At 27.5% G+C, this 13805-nt stretch carries 10 protein-coding genes and 1 pseudogene; all 11 read left to right on the top strand.

Going from position 1 to position 13805, the window contains the following annotated elements; translation table 11 throughout:
- Nucleotides 1-228: PD-(D/E)XK nuclease domain-containing protein (locus tag XJ44_RS04015; RefSeq protein ID WP_198927375.1), on the top strand; the 228-nt coding region annotated here is incomplete at its 5' end.
- A 772-nt stretch (nt 229-1000) separates the two neighbouring features.
- A complete protein-coding gene (locus tag XJ44_RS04010; RefSeq protein ID WP_077198136.1) occupies nt 1001-1939 on the top strand; it encodes a UDP-2,3-diacylglucosamine diphosphatase in 939 nt (312 codons plus the stop codon).
- Nucleotides 1940-1994: 55 nt separating this feature from the next.
- A complete protein-coding gene (locus XJ44_RS04005) occupies nt 1995-2201 on the top strand; it encodes a hypothetical protein (protein ID WP_077198135.1) in 207 nt (68 codons plus the stop codon).
- Nucleotides 2176-4380, top strand: a complete 2205-nt coding sequence (locus XJ44_RS04000) for an AAA family ATPase (protein WP_077198134.1) — start codon at nt 2176-2178, stop codon at nt 4378-4380. Before XJ44_RS04005 ends, XJ44_RS04000 begins: the two co-directional genes overlap by 26 nt.
- Nucleotides 4381-4704: 324 nt before the next feature.
- A pseudogene (locus XJ44_RS09370) lies at nt 4705-6545 on the top strand (ATP-binding protein); the annotation flags it as partial.
- Nucleotides 6546-6698: 153 nt separating this feature from the next.
- Entirely contained in the window at nt 6699-7733 is a 1035-nt protein-coding gene (locus XJ44_RS03980) for an ATP-binding protein (protein WP_077198131.1), read from the top strand.
- Between the two features lie 250 nt (nt 7734-7983).
- On the top strand, nt 7984-9309 hold the full coding sequence (locus tag XJ44_RS03975; RefSeq protein WP_077198130.1) for a hypothetical protein: 1326 nt from the start codon (nt 7984-7986) through the stop codon (nt 9307-9309).
- A 33-nt stretch (nt 9310-9342) separates the two neighbouring features.
- On the top strand, nt 9343-11322 hold the full coding sequence (locus XJ44_RS03970) for an NERD domain-containing protein (RefSeq protein WP_077198129.1): 1980 nt from the start codon (nt 9343-9345) through the stop codon (nt 11320-11322).
- A 151-nt stretch (nt 11323-11473) separates the two neighbouring features.
- Nucleotides 11474-12190 carry a transposase gene (locus XJ44_RS03965; RefSeq protein WP_077198128.1) on the top strand — a complete coding sequence of 239 codons (717 nt, stop codon included), beginning with the start codon at nt 11474-11476 and terminating at the stop codon, nt 12188-12190.
- A gap of 213 nt (nt 12191-12403) precedes the next feature.
- Nucleotides 12404-12688 carry a hypothetical protein gene (locus tag XJ44_RS03960; RefSeq protein ID WP_077198127.1) on the top strand — a complete coding sequence of 95 codons (285 nt, stop codon included), beginning with the start codon at nt 12404-12406 and terminating at the stop codon, nt 12686-12688.
- Nucleotides 12689-12692: 4 nt separating this feature from the next.
- On the top strand, nt 12693-13697 hold the full coding sequence (locus XJ44_RS03955) for a type II toxin-antitoxin system antitoxin SocA domain-containing protein (RefSeq protein WP_077198126.1): 1005 nt from the start codon (nt 12693-12695) through the stop codon (nt 13695-13697).
- Nucleotides 13698-13805 lie beyond the last annotated feature (108 nt).

The following is a 13805-nucleotide window of genomic DNA, read 5'->3' as shown; positions in this document are numbered from 1 at the left end:
GTAACAAATAAAGGAAGGATAGATTTAACGGTAAGGTTTAAAGAAAAATGTTATATATTTGAATTTAAAGTAATAGAAGGGAAAGAGAAAAAGGGAGCACTAGAGCAGCTAAAAGAAAAAAGATATCATGAAAAGTATAAAGGAAAGTGCAAAGAGATATACATAATAGGAGTAGAATTTGACAAGGAAGAAAGGAATATAGCATATTTTGAATGGGGAAGAGTATGATGGAGGGTGTTGTAGTTCTTTTATCATTCTGAGGTGCAAACCGCTGAAGAATCTAAGAGTTTTCGCCTGCCTGCTTCTTTCGGATGATATTTTTTTTGACTCCGTTACTGTTTTACTTGATATAAGAGAAAAAATGTAAAAGTAAAGATAAAAATGTATATATAAAAGAGGGAAAATAAAAATATACAAAAAAAGGATAAATAAGGTTCATTATTGTTTAGAAGAATTAGAAAAAATTTAGGTTTTTCCTTTAATCTATAAAAATATTACATGGGAATGGTGTAATAGTCTAGCTAATATTGATTGAGAGAACATTTTTATTTTGTAAAGTGTTTTAGTATTACTTCCGATGGACTATTAATTCTTGAAGGTGTGAACACCTTTTTTGTCATTCCAAACCTAGACGTGTGAGGAAATCTTTCTTTTTTGTCATTCTTAGTGATACGTGCGAAGAATCTTGGATAACATTCCCTTTTTCTGTCATTCTGAGGAACGAAGTGACTAAGAATCATATTCTTTGCGCTCACGGGCCCAGAATAACGGGGAAAGATTCCTCGTCGTGTAACTCCTCGGAATGACTATGAAAAGGAGATGTCATCCTGAACGTAAGCGAAGGATCTTATACATTCGAAAAATCATCCAAGATTCTTACAAATGCGTTATAAAAACAATAATTAACATTTTGTTGTAATTATATTGTTAAAATTTGACTTTGTTAATATGAAAATGATAATATAGTAATGGAGAGTTGTAAAATACAAGGGGGATAGGGATGAGTAAAACTGTCATCTTAAGTGATTTACATGTCGGTGATATGTCTGATGCCGATGATTTTTATACATCAGGGAACTTTGAAAAATTTATAACATTTCTTGAATTTATTAAAAATGATGAAGAAATTGAAAAGATAGTTATAGCAGGTGATTTCTTTGAACTTTGGCAATGTAAAGTAGAAAAAATATTACAAATGTATGTTGATTTATGGAAAGTCTTTCTTAAATTAAAAGAAACAGGAAAAAAGATAATTTACATACCTGGAAACCACGATTCACTTCCTTTTGCAAAACTTGTTTATAAAGCAACTCCCTTTCCTTTTGGCCCTATCCAGTTAACAGATAAGTCAGATATAAATGAGGAAAAGAAATTAATATTCCCATATTATTCAGAGGAAAATCTATGGATTGAACATGGTCATAGATTTGATAAGTACAACAGAGATGTTTCAACATTAGCAGGAGGTTCCAAAGGTGTATTAGGAAAATTTATTGCCCAGACAATTGGAATACTTGAAAGATTTGGAGCAAAAGATATTGATGAGCAACTTGAAAAGTTACGAGCTGGAATCGGGATAGCTTTAAGTGAGTTAAAGAAAAAATTTACAGCCCCTTTCTATAAAATAGCAGGTAATCTTCAATCATATGTTACTCCTGCGAGCAAAGAATATGCAGGAGATTATTCAGAGTATGATGTAGAAGGTTCTATAATGCTTGGTAAAAGATTGTTAGGTACAGGTATGGAAAAAGTGTTTGTTGTATTGGGACATACTCATAAACCGAAAATAGAAAAAATTGACAAAAGAATAATATACGCAAATTCTGGAAGCTGGGTAGGAAAAGAGCCTACGTTTTGTATATTTGATAAAGAAGAAAAAAGTATATGTCTTTGTGCGTGGAATGGTAAAAAGTTAATACAAATTGATAAAAGAGGATAGATGAAAAAACATTTAATTAAATTAGAAAGATTGTTATGAAAAGGAAGTGGAAAATATGTCTAAACAATTTAAAATTTTAGAGAAAATAATTGAAACAATTGAAGATTCAATCTTTAAAGAATATTTGTTGAGTTTAATTGGAGAAGAATTTGGAATAAACGAAAGAAGAGATTATTTAAGAAACAAATATGATGAAATTGTAGATTTTTATAAAACCCATGAAAAGGGTGAAAAATATGAAAATAAAAACAGTGAAAATTAACGGTATACGAGGATTTCGATATTGTGAAACTCCTCATATTATTAATTTAGACAGCAAACATTTCTTTTTATTTGGGGAAAATGGAACGGGAAAATCCAGTTTTTTTGATGCTCTTGAATGGGGATTAACTGGTGATGTAAATGAAACGAAGGTAAGAAAAATAAATAGTAAACTAGAATATTTACGAAATAAATTTTGTTTACCTGATGAAATCCCTTACGTTGAAATTGAATATAAATATAACGGAGAAGAAGAAAGTTGTAAGAGAGTTTTAGGTGGGAAGACTGATTGCAAAAAAATTGAAGGAATTGAAAATAATTTTATTGATTCCAAACGTATAGAAGAATTTGTTATAGATACAAAGCAGTCATTATGGAATAGGTTTGCAAAATTACTTGGTTTTGATAGTTTGGTAAATTTTGAGGAGCAACTAAAAAGGCTTAAAAACACAGCAAAAAATGAATATGAAAGTATTAGTAAGCAGCTTGATGAGAAAACAAGACAAATAAGGAATATAGAAGAAGATATCGAAAGGTTGAAATCAAAATTAGAAGAAAATTTAGGGAAAAACTGGAAAGTAATATTAGAAAAAGAAGATAAACAAACTTTAGTAGAAAAGTTAGAAGAATTGAGAGAAAAAGAAAAAGTTTTAAAGGACTTTAAAGATAATCAAACTGAGAAAGTTAAGTTGAAAAAGTCATTAGAAGACATTCAGATAAAAAGAAAACAATTAGAAATTTCAACGAGTACTGTCCAAATTTCGAGAGTAATTGATGAAGCTCTTACATATTTCTCAAAAAATGAAAATATTAAGGAATGCCCAGTATGTGGTCAACTGATTAGTTATAATGAAGTGTTAGCAAGGTTAAGAAGTTTAAAAGAGAATTTAGACAGAGTAATTTCATTAGATAAGGAAGAGAAAAATTTGAAAAATAAATTAGAAAACATACATTCAAAGGAATCTAGATTGAAAAGTTCAATTCAGAGTTATTATAAAGACGCAGATTTTTTAATTGATTCTGACAAATTGATAGCTTTTATAAATTCTGAAATGAGCAAGATAGATGAAAAAGTAAGAAATTTAAAAAAACAAATATTTTTGTTGGAGGAAAAGGGAAGATACACACAAAATGTTGAAAGTTTGGAAAAAGAAAACAAGATTTTGGAACGATTGGAAAATGAATATCAAATAAGAGAAAGAGTTTTTAACGACATAAATAGATTTTACATTTCGTATGAGCAAAAATATGGAAGAGTTATTCAAGAAGAATTAGAGAAAATAAGCAAAGAAGAAATTACAAATATATACAATGAAATTACTCAGGCAAAGAATCAATATATTGAATACATTGTAATTGAGCCAAATATAGAAGACCATGAGATAACTTTTAAATTAAAAATTAAGGGTAGAGAAAAGTTAGTTGATGCAATAACTTTTTTAAGTACTGGGCATTTAAGATGCTTAGGTTTTGCACTTTTAATTGCAAGAGTAAGACTGAATTCAAATAATTTGAATTTTATAGTAATTGATGACCCAATTTATTCAGTAGACCATGAAAGAAGATATTTTTTAATAAAGTATTTAAAAGAATTAGGAAAAAAATATCAATTAATTATAACAACCTCAGATAGACTCTTTTTTGATGTTATTAGACATCAATTTGATGGAAATACTTTTAATGTTTATAAAACTTTTTTAGATAATTATTCTGGTTCAGAAATTCAAGAAATAATTTTGGGGTCAGCAAAAATAAAGCATCACCCAAAAAATTACATTGAAAAAGCTGAGAAGCATTTGGAAATTAAGGATTTAAGGGCTGCTGCGTTATACTCAAGATTAGCTTTAGAAACTGTATTAAGTATAGTTGCAAAAGAAATTAAACTTGAAGTACCATATAATGAACTTGAAAAGATAGGAATAGGAGGTTTTATAGAGGCAGGTATAAAAAAGAAATTAAAAGATAGATATGGTAACAAATCAGATGAGATTGATGAACAGTTTCAAAGATTAAGTAATAGTAGATATTTTGGCAATTTGCTAAAAGAGTTTAAACCGAATAAGGAAGTACATTTCCCACATGATTCGAGAATAAGTTATGTTTATGATGAAATAAATGATTTAATAGAAACTTTGAAAGATTTCACGAATTTTCTTTTAAATTTGATTAATGGAAATTAAAGAAAATATATTAAACTTTCTTATAAAATGTGAGATAGATTGATTTTATTTATTTTAAGATATTTTAAGTAATTTCGGACTATTTTGTGGTAAGGGAAACAATTGTGGAAAAAGAGATTTATATGGCAGATGTACAACTGGGTTATGAAAGAGGTGGATGGATTAGGTAGTTTATTCATGATTCATTTTAGAAGGAAGTGATTTGTTATCTAAAAATTGATGTGAAAAATTAAAAAATGAAAATTTTAATTAAATAAAAACATTTATTAGGTAATAAATTTATTATAGGGGTGAAATAAAATGAAAATAGCTAAAGTGATTTTAGAGAATTTTAGAGCATTTTATGGGCGTAATGAGATACCTATTGAAGATTTTACAGTTTTTATTGGACGTAATGATCAGGGAAAATCTACAATATTAGAAGCTATCGATATTTTTTGAACGATGGCAGAGGAACAACCAAAATAGATGAAAAAGATTTGAATATTAAGGCAAAAGAAGAAGGGAACGAAAAATTTGAAACAGGTATTTGTTTTAAAGATTTACCAAAATATATTATTATAGATGCTAATAACGTAACAGCCTTTCAAGATGAATATCTTTTAAACAAAGAAGGATTTCTTGAAGTCTATAAAGTCTTTAAAAATGGAAGATTACAAAGCAAAGAAACATATATAAAATGTATGCATCCAACTAATGATAATTTTTTAGAAGCCCTTTTAAAGAAAAAGATTAACGAATTGCAAAATTTTGTAAGAGAGAAGGGACTGAATTGTCTGGACCATAGAAAAAGTGCTGAACTGCGAAAATGTATAAGAGATTATTATAAAAATAAGGATGGAGAATTGAAATTAAAAGAAATCAATGTAAAAATAAGCGAAGAAGGAATGAAAGATATATGGGGGCAGATAGAAAAATACTTACCGGTTTTTTCTTTATTTCATTCTGATAGACCAAACACAGAACAGGACAGTGAAATACAAGATCCATTAAAAACTAAAGTTGATGAGATATTTAAGAGAGAAGACATTCAAAATAAATTGGAAGAAATTGCTAAAGAAATTGATGAAGAGTTAAAAAAGATCGCCAATGCTACAGTGGAGAAATTTAAGGAATTAAGTCAATAGGAGACAGAAATTAAACCAAATATACCGGAAGTGGGAAAATTAAAATGGAAAGAAGTTTATAAGAGTATAGGTTACAATACTGATAATGATATACCACTTAACAAAAGGGGAAGTGGATTAAGGCGTTTAGTACTTGTTAGTTCTTTTTTAGCTGAAATTAAATCCAAAAGTACATCAAAAGATAATCTAAATGTAATTTATGCAATTGAAGAACCAGAAACAGGCTTACATCCAGAATTACAGAAAACGTTAATAAATAGTTTAATTAAACTTTCTCAAAATGGTAAGCATCAGATATTGATTACCACTCATAGTCCTGCTTTAATAAGATTTTTTCAAACGGATAGCATAAGGTATGTTGAACAAGAGAAAGGTATTGCGAAGGTTTATCTTTTTAATGAAAGCATCGCAGATAAAATTGTAAAACAGCTAGGACTTTTGCCTGTTATCGGAAAAGTTGTAATATGCGTTGAAGGCACAACGGATAAAAATTTTCTTCTGAATTTAAATCAAAATATACCTGAATTGAAAGAAATTATAGACTTAAAAGAAAAAATTGAAAGTGAATTAATTTCAATAATTCCATTGAATGGGAGTAATTTAAAAGAATGGATAGAACTTTATGCTTTAAAAAATACAAATGTCGTAGAATTTCATTTGTATGATCGTGATACAGATGAAAAGTATAAAAAAGAAGTTGAAAAAGTAAATCAACGTAAAGATGGTTCTTATGCTACATTAACAAAAAAACGAGAAATAGAAAATTATATTCCAAGGAGAGTTATTGAAGATGAGTTCAAAATAGAATTGCAGATAGATAATTGGGATAAAGAAGATATTACTAAGGAGATTTTTAACCAATTATCTATGGCTAACGTAAATAGATTTAATAGAGAAACTGATCTAAAGAATTTTTTATGCGGTTCATTATCTAAAAAAATTACTAAGGAAGATTTAAAAGAATTAGATGCTTGGGATGAAGTGAAAGGTTGGTTTGAAAAGATCAAAGAGCTTTGTTCAAAAAGTTTCGACCAATAATCAATAGGTTCAGAGTGTTTTATTAAATAATATATTATTTTTGACGTTATTACCATAGGTTAAGAAACTTCGGTTAAATTTTGTAAATGTAAAAATATTTAAGAATTACATCTTACTTTTTTCAGTAATCTAAATGAAAGGGAAGATTCAGGGATGAAAAATGGTCATATTGAATATTTAAAATCGTTATTGACAAATATCGACATAAAAGGATATCTAAAGCATCGTGAAAGTTCAACTTTTGAGTTTAAAGAAAAATTTGGGATTGGAAGTATGGAACATTATGCTAAAACAATGGCTGCATTTGCCAATAACAAAGGCGGTTATATAATTTTTGGTATAAAAGATAGCCCGAGACTGCTTATAGGAATAAATAGAGAAAAATTCAATGAAATAAAACAAGAAAAAATTACGGATTTTTTAATTGAATATTTTGCTCCAGAAATAAAATGGGAAATGGGTATTGTGGATATTGGAGAAAAGTCTTTTGGTTATATATTTGTTAAAGAGTCTTTAGAAAAACCGGTGATTTGTAGAAAAACAAAGGAAAAATTAAAATCAGGAGAGATCTATTATCGTTATAGAGGTCAAACAAGAAAAATAGAGTTTTCTGAGTTAAGAAAAATTATAGAAGAATATAAAGAAAAGGAAAGACAACATTGGATAAATCTCATTGAAAGAATAGCAAGAATTGGTCCAACTAATGTTGCTTTGGTTGACTTATTAAATGGGAGTATTGAAACTACCAAAACACCTGACAGACAACTTGTAATAGATAAGTCACTTTTAGATGAATTAGTAGAAAAAATTAATTTTATTGAAGAAGGAAATTTTGTAGAGACAAATGGTGAACCAGCATTAAGAATTGTGGGTGAAATACAGTCTACGCATGGAATAATTATCCCTGAATTAGATCCAAATAAGGATTACCCCTATTTGCAAAAAGATTTGGCTGGAATGTTGGGAATAAGGCTATATGATGTGCAGGTGTTAGTATGGAAGTACAAGTTAAAGGGTGACAAAAGATATCATTTAGAAGTAGAGTGTGGGAAAAATATAATTCATAAATTTTCTAAATACGCATTTGAAAACTTGAAAAACAAGCTTGAAAAATTATCAGAAAGTGATTTAAAGCAATTTTCGCATGAGTATGAAAGATTTAAAAGGAAGAATAATAAGCTGCGCTAGATAATTAAGAAATGTTGTCTATATAGTTATTGTAATTGCACAAGAATAAAGAAAATCTGCCTCAGGAGTGGCATAAAAATAACAAAATTATTATTTTTTCCAAACATGATATCAGAAAATTCTTATAAAAAATAATCCAATTAAAAGTTAGGCTGTTATCGTGTAAAAAATATAATTATTGAAATCTGACAAAAGCGCGAACAAATTAATTATTTTGAATAATTATAATTCTTTTGATTAGGGGGATTTTATGAATACAATAACCTCTAAAACTTGTAATAAGATTATAGATGTTATTAAAAATAACGTTAATATGGTTATTGATGAAATACCTGAATTAAAAAGTATGTTAGAAAAATTACCAAAAAATAAAGTGGTGTGCATTAATAATAGTTTCTTTTATAGAAAAGATTTCGTGAAAACTACTAAAAATTCAAGATATCTTTGTTTTTCAAAGGAAGATAATAAAGTGAAAGTTTTTGTTGGTGAACTTCAAAGTGATATAAAAAAGGATTGGGTACTTTTTAATAGTGAACAAATTTCGAAAATAGATTTAAAGCATGCGGTTAGAAGTGAAATTAAAGTAATTGGTGATATAGTTTTTATTCTTATAGGAAATTTGGAAGAAGAAGTTTCATGTGAAGTTGAATTAGAATTTAAAAAAGCAAAGAAATTAAAGTATTATCCTTCAATTGAAGAAGAAGTTTATATAGAAGAAATTGATGAAAAAGGTAATTTTAATTGCATAATAAATTCACTTGTTTATTCTGAGGAATTATCGGAGTGCATTGTTGAAAAAATTTTAAAAGCATTGAATGAAGAATTTAATGAAGATAATAAGCAAAATATTAAAAAGAAAGTTTCAAAAGCATTCGATAAACTTGTTAAAAAAGCACATATAAAATTAGTATTACCAGGAAGTCATAGTAATGGTGATTATTCAAATAGCTTGATAAATAAGATGATCTTGTCTTTTGAAAGTCAGCTACAAAAGTATGAAAGTAGTTTAAATAAGTATTTTTATTCAAAAAACAGTGAAGAAAAAGAAAAAGGATTAATTGAACTATTAAGATTATCTTATTCATTTGCCGATGATTCAATTAAATTATTGAAATTGCTTGTGACAATCACCGACCTTAAACCTTTGATTTTGTGGTGCACGCTTTCTGAGTTTTATGAGCTAAAAGATGAATTCAGTAAAATTCCTTTTATCTTAAAGGGGAATCAGAAAAAACCATCTTTAAAAGAGTACAGAGAAATTGTAGCTAGTGTCAGAAATTTTGCTTTCCATCGTTTCTTCCTAATAGATAAACCAATAGAAGCAGATTTAACAAATATTAAATTAGAGGCTAAAAAGCTTAGATTTTTTGAATATCATAGTGAAAACAAAAAAATCCGAAATTTAGAGTATCAAGATCAGGAAATTGTTGAGGCTCTTCAAGAGTTTACTACTACAACAAAAAGTGATATCTCACATGATTTTTGGGAAAAGAACTTATATATAATGAAAAAAATGGAAAAGTTGTTAAAATCGCTGAAAAAGATTCTCATGATTATTTTTGAAATGAGAACATAAAAGGTAAATGTTTAAGAAATGAGGAGAATAATTATGTTAGAAAAATTGAAAAATGAACGTGAAAAAATTAAAAATGAAATTGAAAAATTAATAAATAGATATGATCCAAAATATGTCCTTTCATATATTGCTTTTCTATATCATTTTGATTCAAATGACTATTCAAAAGTTACGTATTTACTGAGAGAAAAACCAATTTTACAATTTTTATCAGGCGTTTATTTGAAAAATAATAATTATCTAATTAAAAAACCCAATTTAAAGAAAATTTATAGGTTGATTCAGTTGACAAGTAAATACTTAGATTTATTTGTTTTTAGTAAATATCTTGAAACTGAATCAATTCCAACCCATCACATAGAATTACTTAAACAAATAAATCCCGAAATTTATCAATTTCAATTGGAAGATTTTATTGATAACGTTTTTTTAAAACTTGATCCCTTTTTTATTAACAAGTTTGGCTTTTCAATAAATGATGCAATAGATTTTGGTAAAAAGATAATTAAAAAAATTGAAGAGAAATTTAACGATAAAAAAGAACAGAATTTACAAGTGACTTTGGAAGATATTTGTAAAATATTCACGCTCAAAAAAGATGAATTTAATTTTGAAGGGATAAAAGATATAAATAAACTTGAGAAATACTTTGAATTTTTCAGTTGTGAATTTGGTGAAAATAAAAATTATAACTCTCCTCTTGATGAAAACATAATTTTCAGAAAACCTCTTATACATCTAAAAGATGATGAATATCTTTGCCTTTTACCTGAAAATTTGATTTTTAGATTTCCTGAAATTTTTGAATATATTCTTAATAATGAAAAAACCAACCAAACGAAAGTTTGGCAACAATACAAAAGAATAAAATCTTTGTATGTTGAAGAAAAAGTTTATGAGTTTTTCTCCAGAATTTTTCCTAAAAAGAACATGTATAGAAATTTGAAATATGAGAAGGATTATGAAGTTGATTTACTAATATTATTTGATAATAAGATACTAATCGTTGAGTCAAAATCAGGAATTTTGACGAAGAAAGCCTTAAAGGGAAATGAACAGCGACTGAAAACAGATTTAAAAAAACTTACAGAAGAAGCGTTTAGACAGGGAAAAAGAGTAATCGAGTATATAAAATCGTCAAAATCTGCAACTTTTATTCGTAAATCTGGTAAAAAATTACAAATTGAATCAAGTAATTACAGTTCTTTTTATGTTATAAACGTTACCTTAGAAACACTAATGAATCTTGCCACAAATCTAAAAGAACTACAAAAATTTGGTTTATTTTCCGAAAATGAGTTTCCCTGGTCTGTTTATCTATTTGATTTAGATATTATCACAAGACATGTGGAATATCCAAGTATTTTTATACATTATTTAAAAGAACGATTAAAAGCTCAAAAAGAAAACATTTTTCAATCTTTTGATGAATTATCATTTTTTGCTTGGTATTTAGAAAAAGGTAATTTTCAAGTTGAAACACTGAAAAATTATGAAAAACCAGATTCAATAATATTACATAGTTGGATAGATATTTTTGATGATTATTATTTAAACGGAGGCCCTCCACCAAGGTTAAAAATTGAAAATGAAATACTTAAGATTATAAAAGCTTTGGAAAACGTTGGAACTTTTGGGTTTTCGGATGCTATAAGTATGCTTTTAAAATTTGATAATTCTACGAGAAATAAGATAATAGAGTATATGAATGAAAAAATTTCAAAAACAAAAACGGATCATAAAAGACATAATTTTTTAATAATTAATAAAGATTTAGGTGTTGGATTTCTCTTCGTTTCTCAGTATGGGAAACAAGAATTAAGAGAAAGATTATATTATTATAGCAATTTATTGAAATATAAATACCAAGTGAAAAAATGGATAGCATTTGGAAAAGATGTGACAGACAAAAAAGAGTATATAAACGAATTTGTTTACTTAAATTATCCTTGGGAATACAATTATGAATTAGAAAAAACTTGTGAAAATATATTGCATCTTTCAAAACAATAACCCACAGGTAACAATTAAAAAGTGGGAGTGTTTCAAAAATAAGAGGAAGGGGTTCAAAAATAAAAGGGGAAATAATAAAATCTACCTCTGAGGGTAGACCTAAGCAGTTTTAAAAGGACTGTTTGCTTTTTCACTTAGAGAGACATTAGAAATGGGAGCGTTATACTTTAAGAGAGTTCCATCTCTTAGAGATTTTCATTACAGAGTTCTTCAGTTAGAAGAAGTTATAAAACTTCTTATTAATTACATTCACGATGAACTCCAAGAAGATATACAAAGTGTTATTGTAGATGGTACAGGAATAGGATTTAAAAAACGAACTTCTTTACACTGGATGAGAGGTACATTTGTACGTCAGGTAAAAGACCACGTTAGATGTGAGGTAGTTTTAACTAAGGGAAAATATAAACTTTTCCAATATGTAGAGGTTGATAAAGCTTATTCAAGTGAAATAAAGTTACTTGAAAAGATACTACAAAAAATAAAACTTAAAGGTTCTAAATTCATAGCTGACAAATTGTATGATGTTATATGGCTCGAAGATTATCTAAAAACACTTGGAATAAAACCAATAATAAAAAGAAAGAAAAATTCTCTTAGAAAACAACCTTTGGAAAAAGATTACAAGCAAAGAAACGAAATAGAAGGTTTATTTGGAAACATAAAAACAAAACTTGGTGGATATGTTTATGCCTACAGAGAAGATATGGCAAGAATGTTGGCTCTATTAAAGTTTTTAATCTACAATTTGTATGTAGCAATTTTTTTGTTTATTGTTAGAAAAGGTTATTCAAAGGTAATTCAAAAGTATTTTATTATATTTTTGTATCTATTTTGTGCTTTTGGATTAGTCTCTTACTATTTTTGAAACAGACTCCCAAAAAAGTTGACAAAGTTGACACAAAAGATGTATAATAGGAGTGAGTTTATTGGAAAAATTTAGAAAAGAGATTTTCAAGTATTTTAAAGAATTAATTAATTAATTAATAAGGTAATAGAGGAGAAAAGAGTTGATATATCATTTTTATATGAAAGAAAGAAAAATAAAGATTTAATAGAATCATTTTTCAAAGCTGGTGTTTTGGATAGATACGATATTCTTGAATCTGTTTGGAATGTTGCGTGTAGATATGAACCAGATGAAATAGACGAAGATCAAATGAGAGATGGGAATTGGTTAGTTGTATGGAAATTCTTGCCATTGGATGAAATTCTTTCAAATCTGGATCTTTTACCTGAAGAATTTGAACCTCCAAATGGTTATGCATCAGACGAATTTGTTTATTTTAAATTGAGTTTTAATGCTTCAGAAAATGTTATTTGTCTTTCGTTGCATTTACCTGAATACAGCTCTGAAGGGAGGTGAAATAATGAAATGTCCGAAATGTGGAGCAGAATTGAAAAAAAGAAGAGGAAAAGAAAAGCGATTGTTTAAAGGAAAAGAAGTAGAAGTTTCCTATGATGTTTTTGTTTGTCCCCAATGTAAGTCAAGTTTTATAGATTTCTCTTCAATAGAAAAAGCATGGAGAGATATATGGAATAAATATGAAAAAGGAAACAATATACCTTCTCCGGATATTTTACGCAGGGCTCGGGAAAATCTTAAATTAACAGGAGAAGAGCTTGCAAAAATAATAGGAAGAACAAAATCATTAATTTCAAAGCTCGAAAATGGGACCCGAAGATTGACTGAGCCATTGCTTAAATTGTATTTAGATTACATAATTCCAGGCGGGGAAAATTTTGCACAGCTTGTTAATGAAGCTTTAATTGAAGGAAGGATTACAAAAGAAGAAAGAGATGAATTTTTAAAAAGGATTGCTTTGTCAAATAACACAATCGATGTAATATTTGAACAAGAAATTTTATCAGAACATGGAAATATTCCTTCGGATTTGAATGGATATACAGTATTTGATGGAGAAAAATTTTGTAGTGTTGTATCAAGAATAATGTCCATTAAAAAAACCTTAGATATTATGAAGTTATTCAAATTAATTTTTTATATAGATGCAGTATCTTATACGATGATTGATAAATCTATCACTGGGTTGCGATATAAATCTAATAAATATGGTCCAACACCTTATAATTACGATCTTATTCTTACATATCTCAAGAAAAAAGGTGTGGTTTCAGAACATCCAGATAAAGAATACTGTCTAAATTACTGTGAAAATTATAAATCAATTAAAAATCTTTCAAAAGAAGAAGACATGATAATAGACTTAGTTTTAAAAGAATACGGTAATTTAAGTTCGAAAAAATTGTCAGAATTAACTCATAAAGAAAAGTGCTGGAAAGAGACTGAAAGAGGAAAAATTATAAGGTTTAAACAAGATATGATTCACAAAAAAATTAGTGTAAGGTATTAAGATTAGACATTAAAGTTCTTAAGAAAATTTCCACTATTTTCGTTCCCGCCTATTAAAATTTTCATCTTACTTAATACTTAGTGTTTATATTCAAATGAATTTCTTTTC

Source organism: Thermosipho affectus (assembly GCF_001990485.1).
Lineage (GTDB): Bacteria > Thermotogota > Thermotogae > Thermotogales > Fervidobacteriaceae > Thermosipho > Thermosipho affectus.
Note: the sequence above shows the minus strand (reverse complement) of the source record. Positions and strands in the feature narration are given on the sequence as shown.

Bases quoted from the DNA above. Each gene is read 5' to 3' on its own strand.
- XJ44_RS04010 (WP_077198136.1), top strand. From the start codon at position 1,001: ATGAGTAAAACTGTCATCTTAAGTGATTTACATGTCGGTGATATGTCT.
- XJ44_RS04005 (WP_077198135.1), top strand. From the start codon at position 1,995: ATGTCTAAACAATTTAAAATTTTAGAGAAAATAATTGAAACAATTGAA.
- XJ44_RS04000 (WP_077198134.1), top strand. From the start codon at position 2,176: ATGAAAATAAAAACAGTGAAAATTAACGGTATACGAGGATTTCGATAT.
- XJ44_RS03980 (WP_077198131.1), top strand. From the start codon at position 6,699: ATGAAAAATGGTCATATTGAATATTTAAAATCGTTATTGACAAATATC.
- XJ44_RS03975 (WP_077198130.1), top strand. From the start codon at position 7,984: ATGAATACAATAACCTCTAAAACTTGTAATAAGATTATAGATGTTATT.
- XJ44_RS03970 (WP_077198129.1), top strand. From the start codon at position 9,343: ATGTTAGAAAAATTGAAAAATGAACGTGAAAAAATTAAAAATGAAATT.
- XJ44_RS03965 (WP_077198128.1), top strand. From the start codon at position 11,474: ATGGGAGCGTTATACTTTAAGAGAGTTCCATCTCTTAGAGATTTTCAT.
- XJ44_RS03955 (WP_077198126.1), top strand. From the start codon at position 12,693: ATGAAATGTCCGAAATGTGGAGCAGAATTGAAAAAAAGAAGAGGAAAA.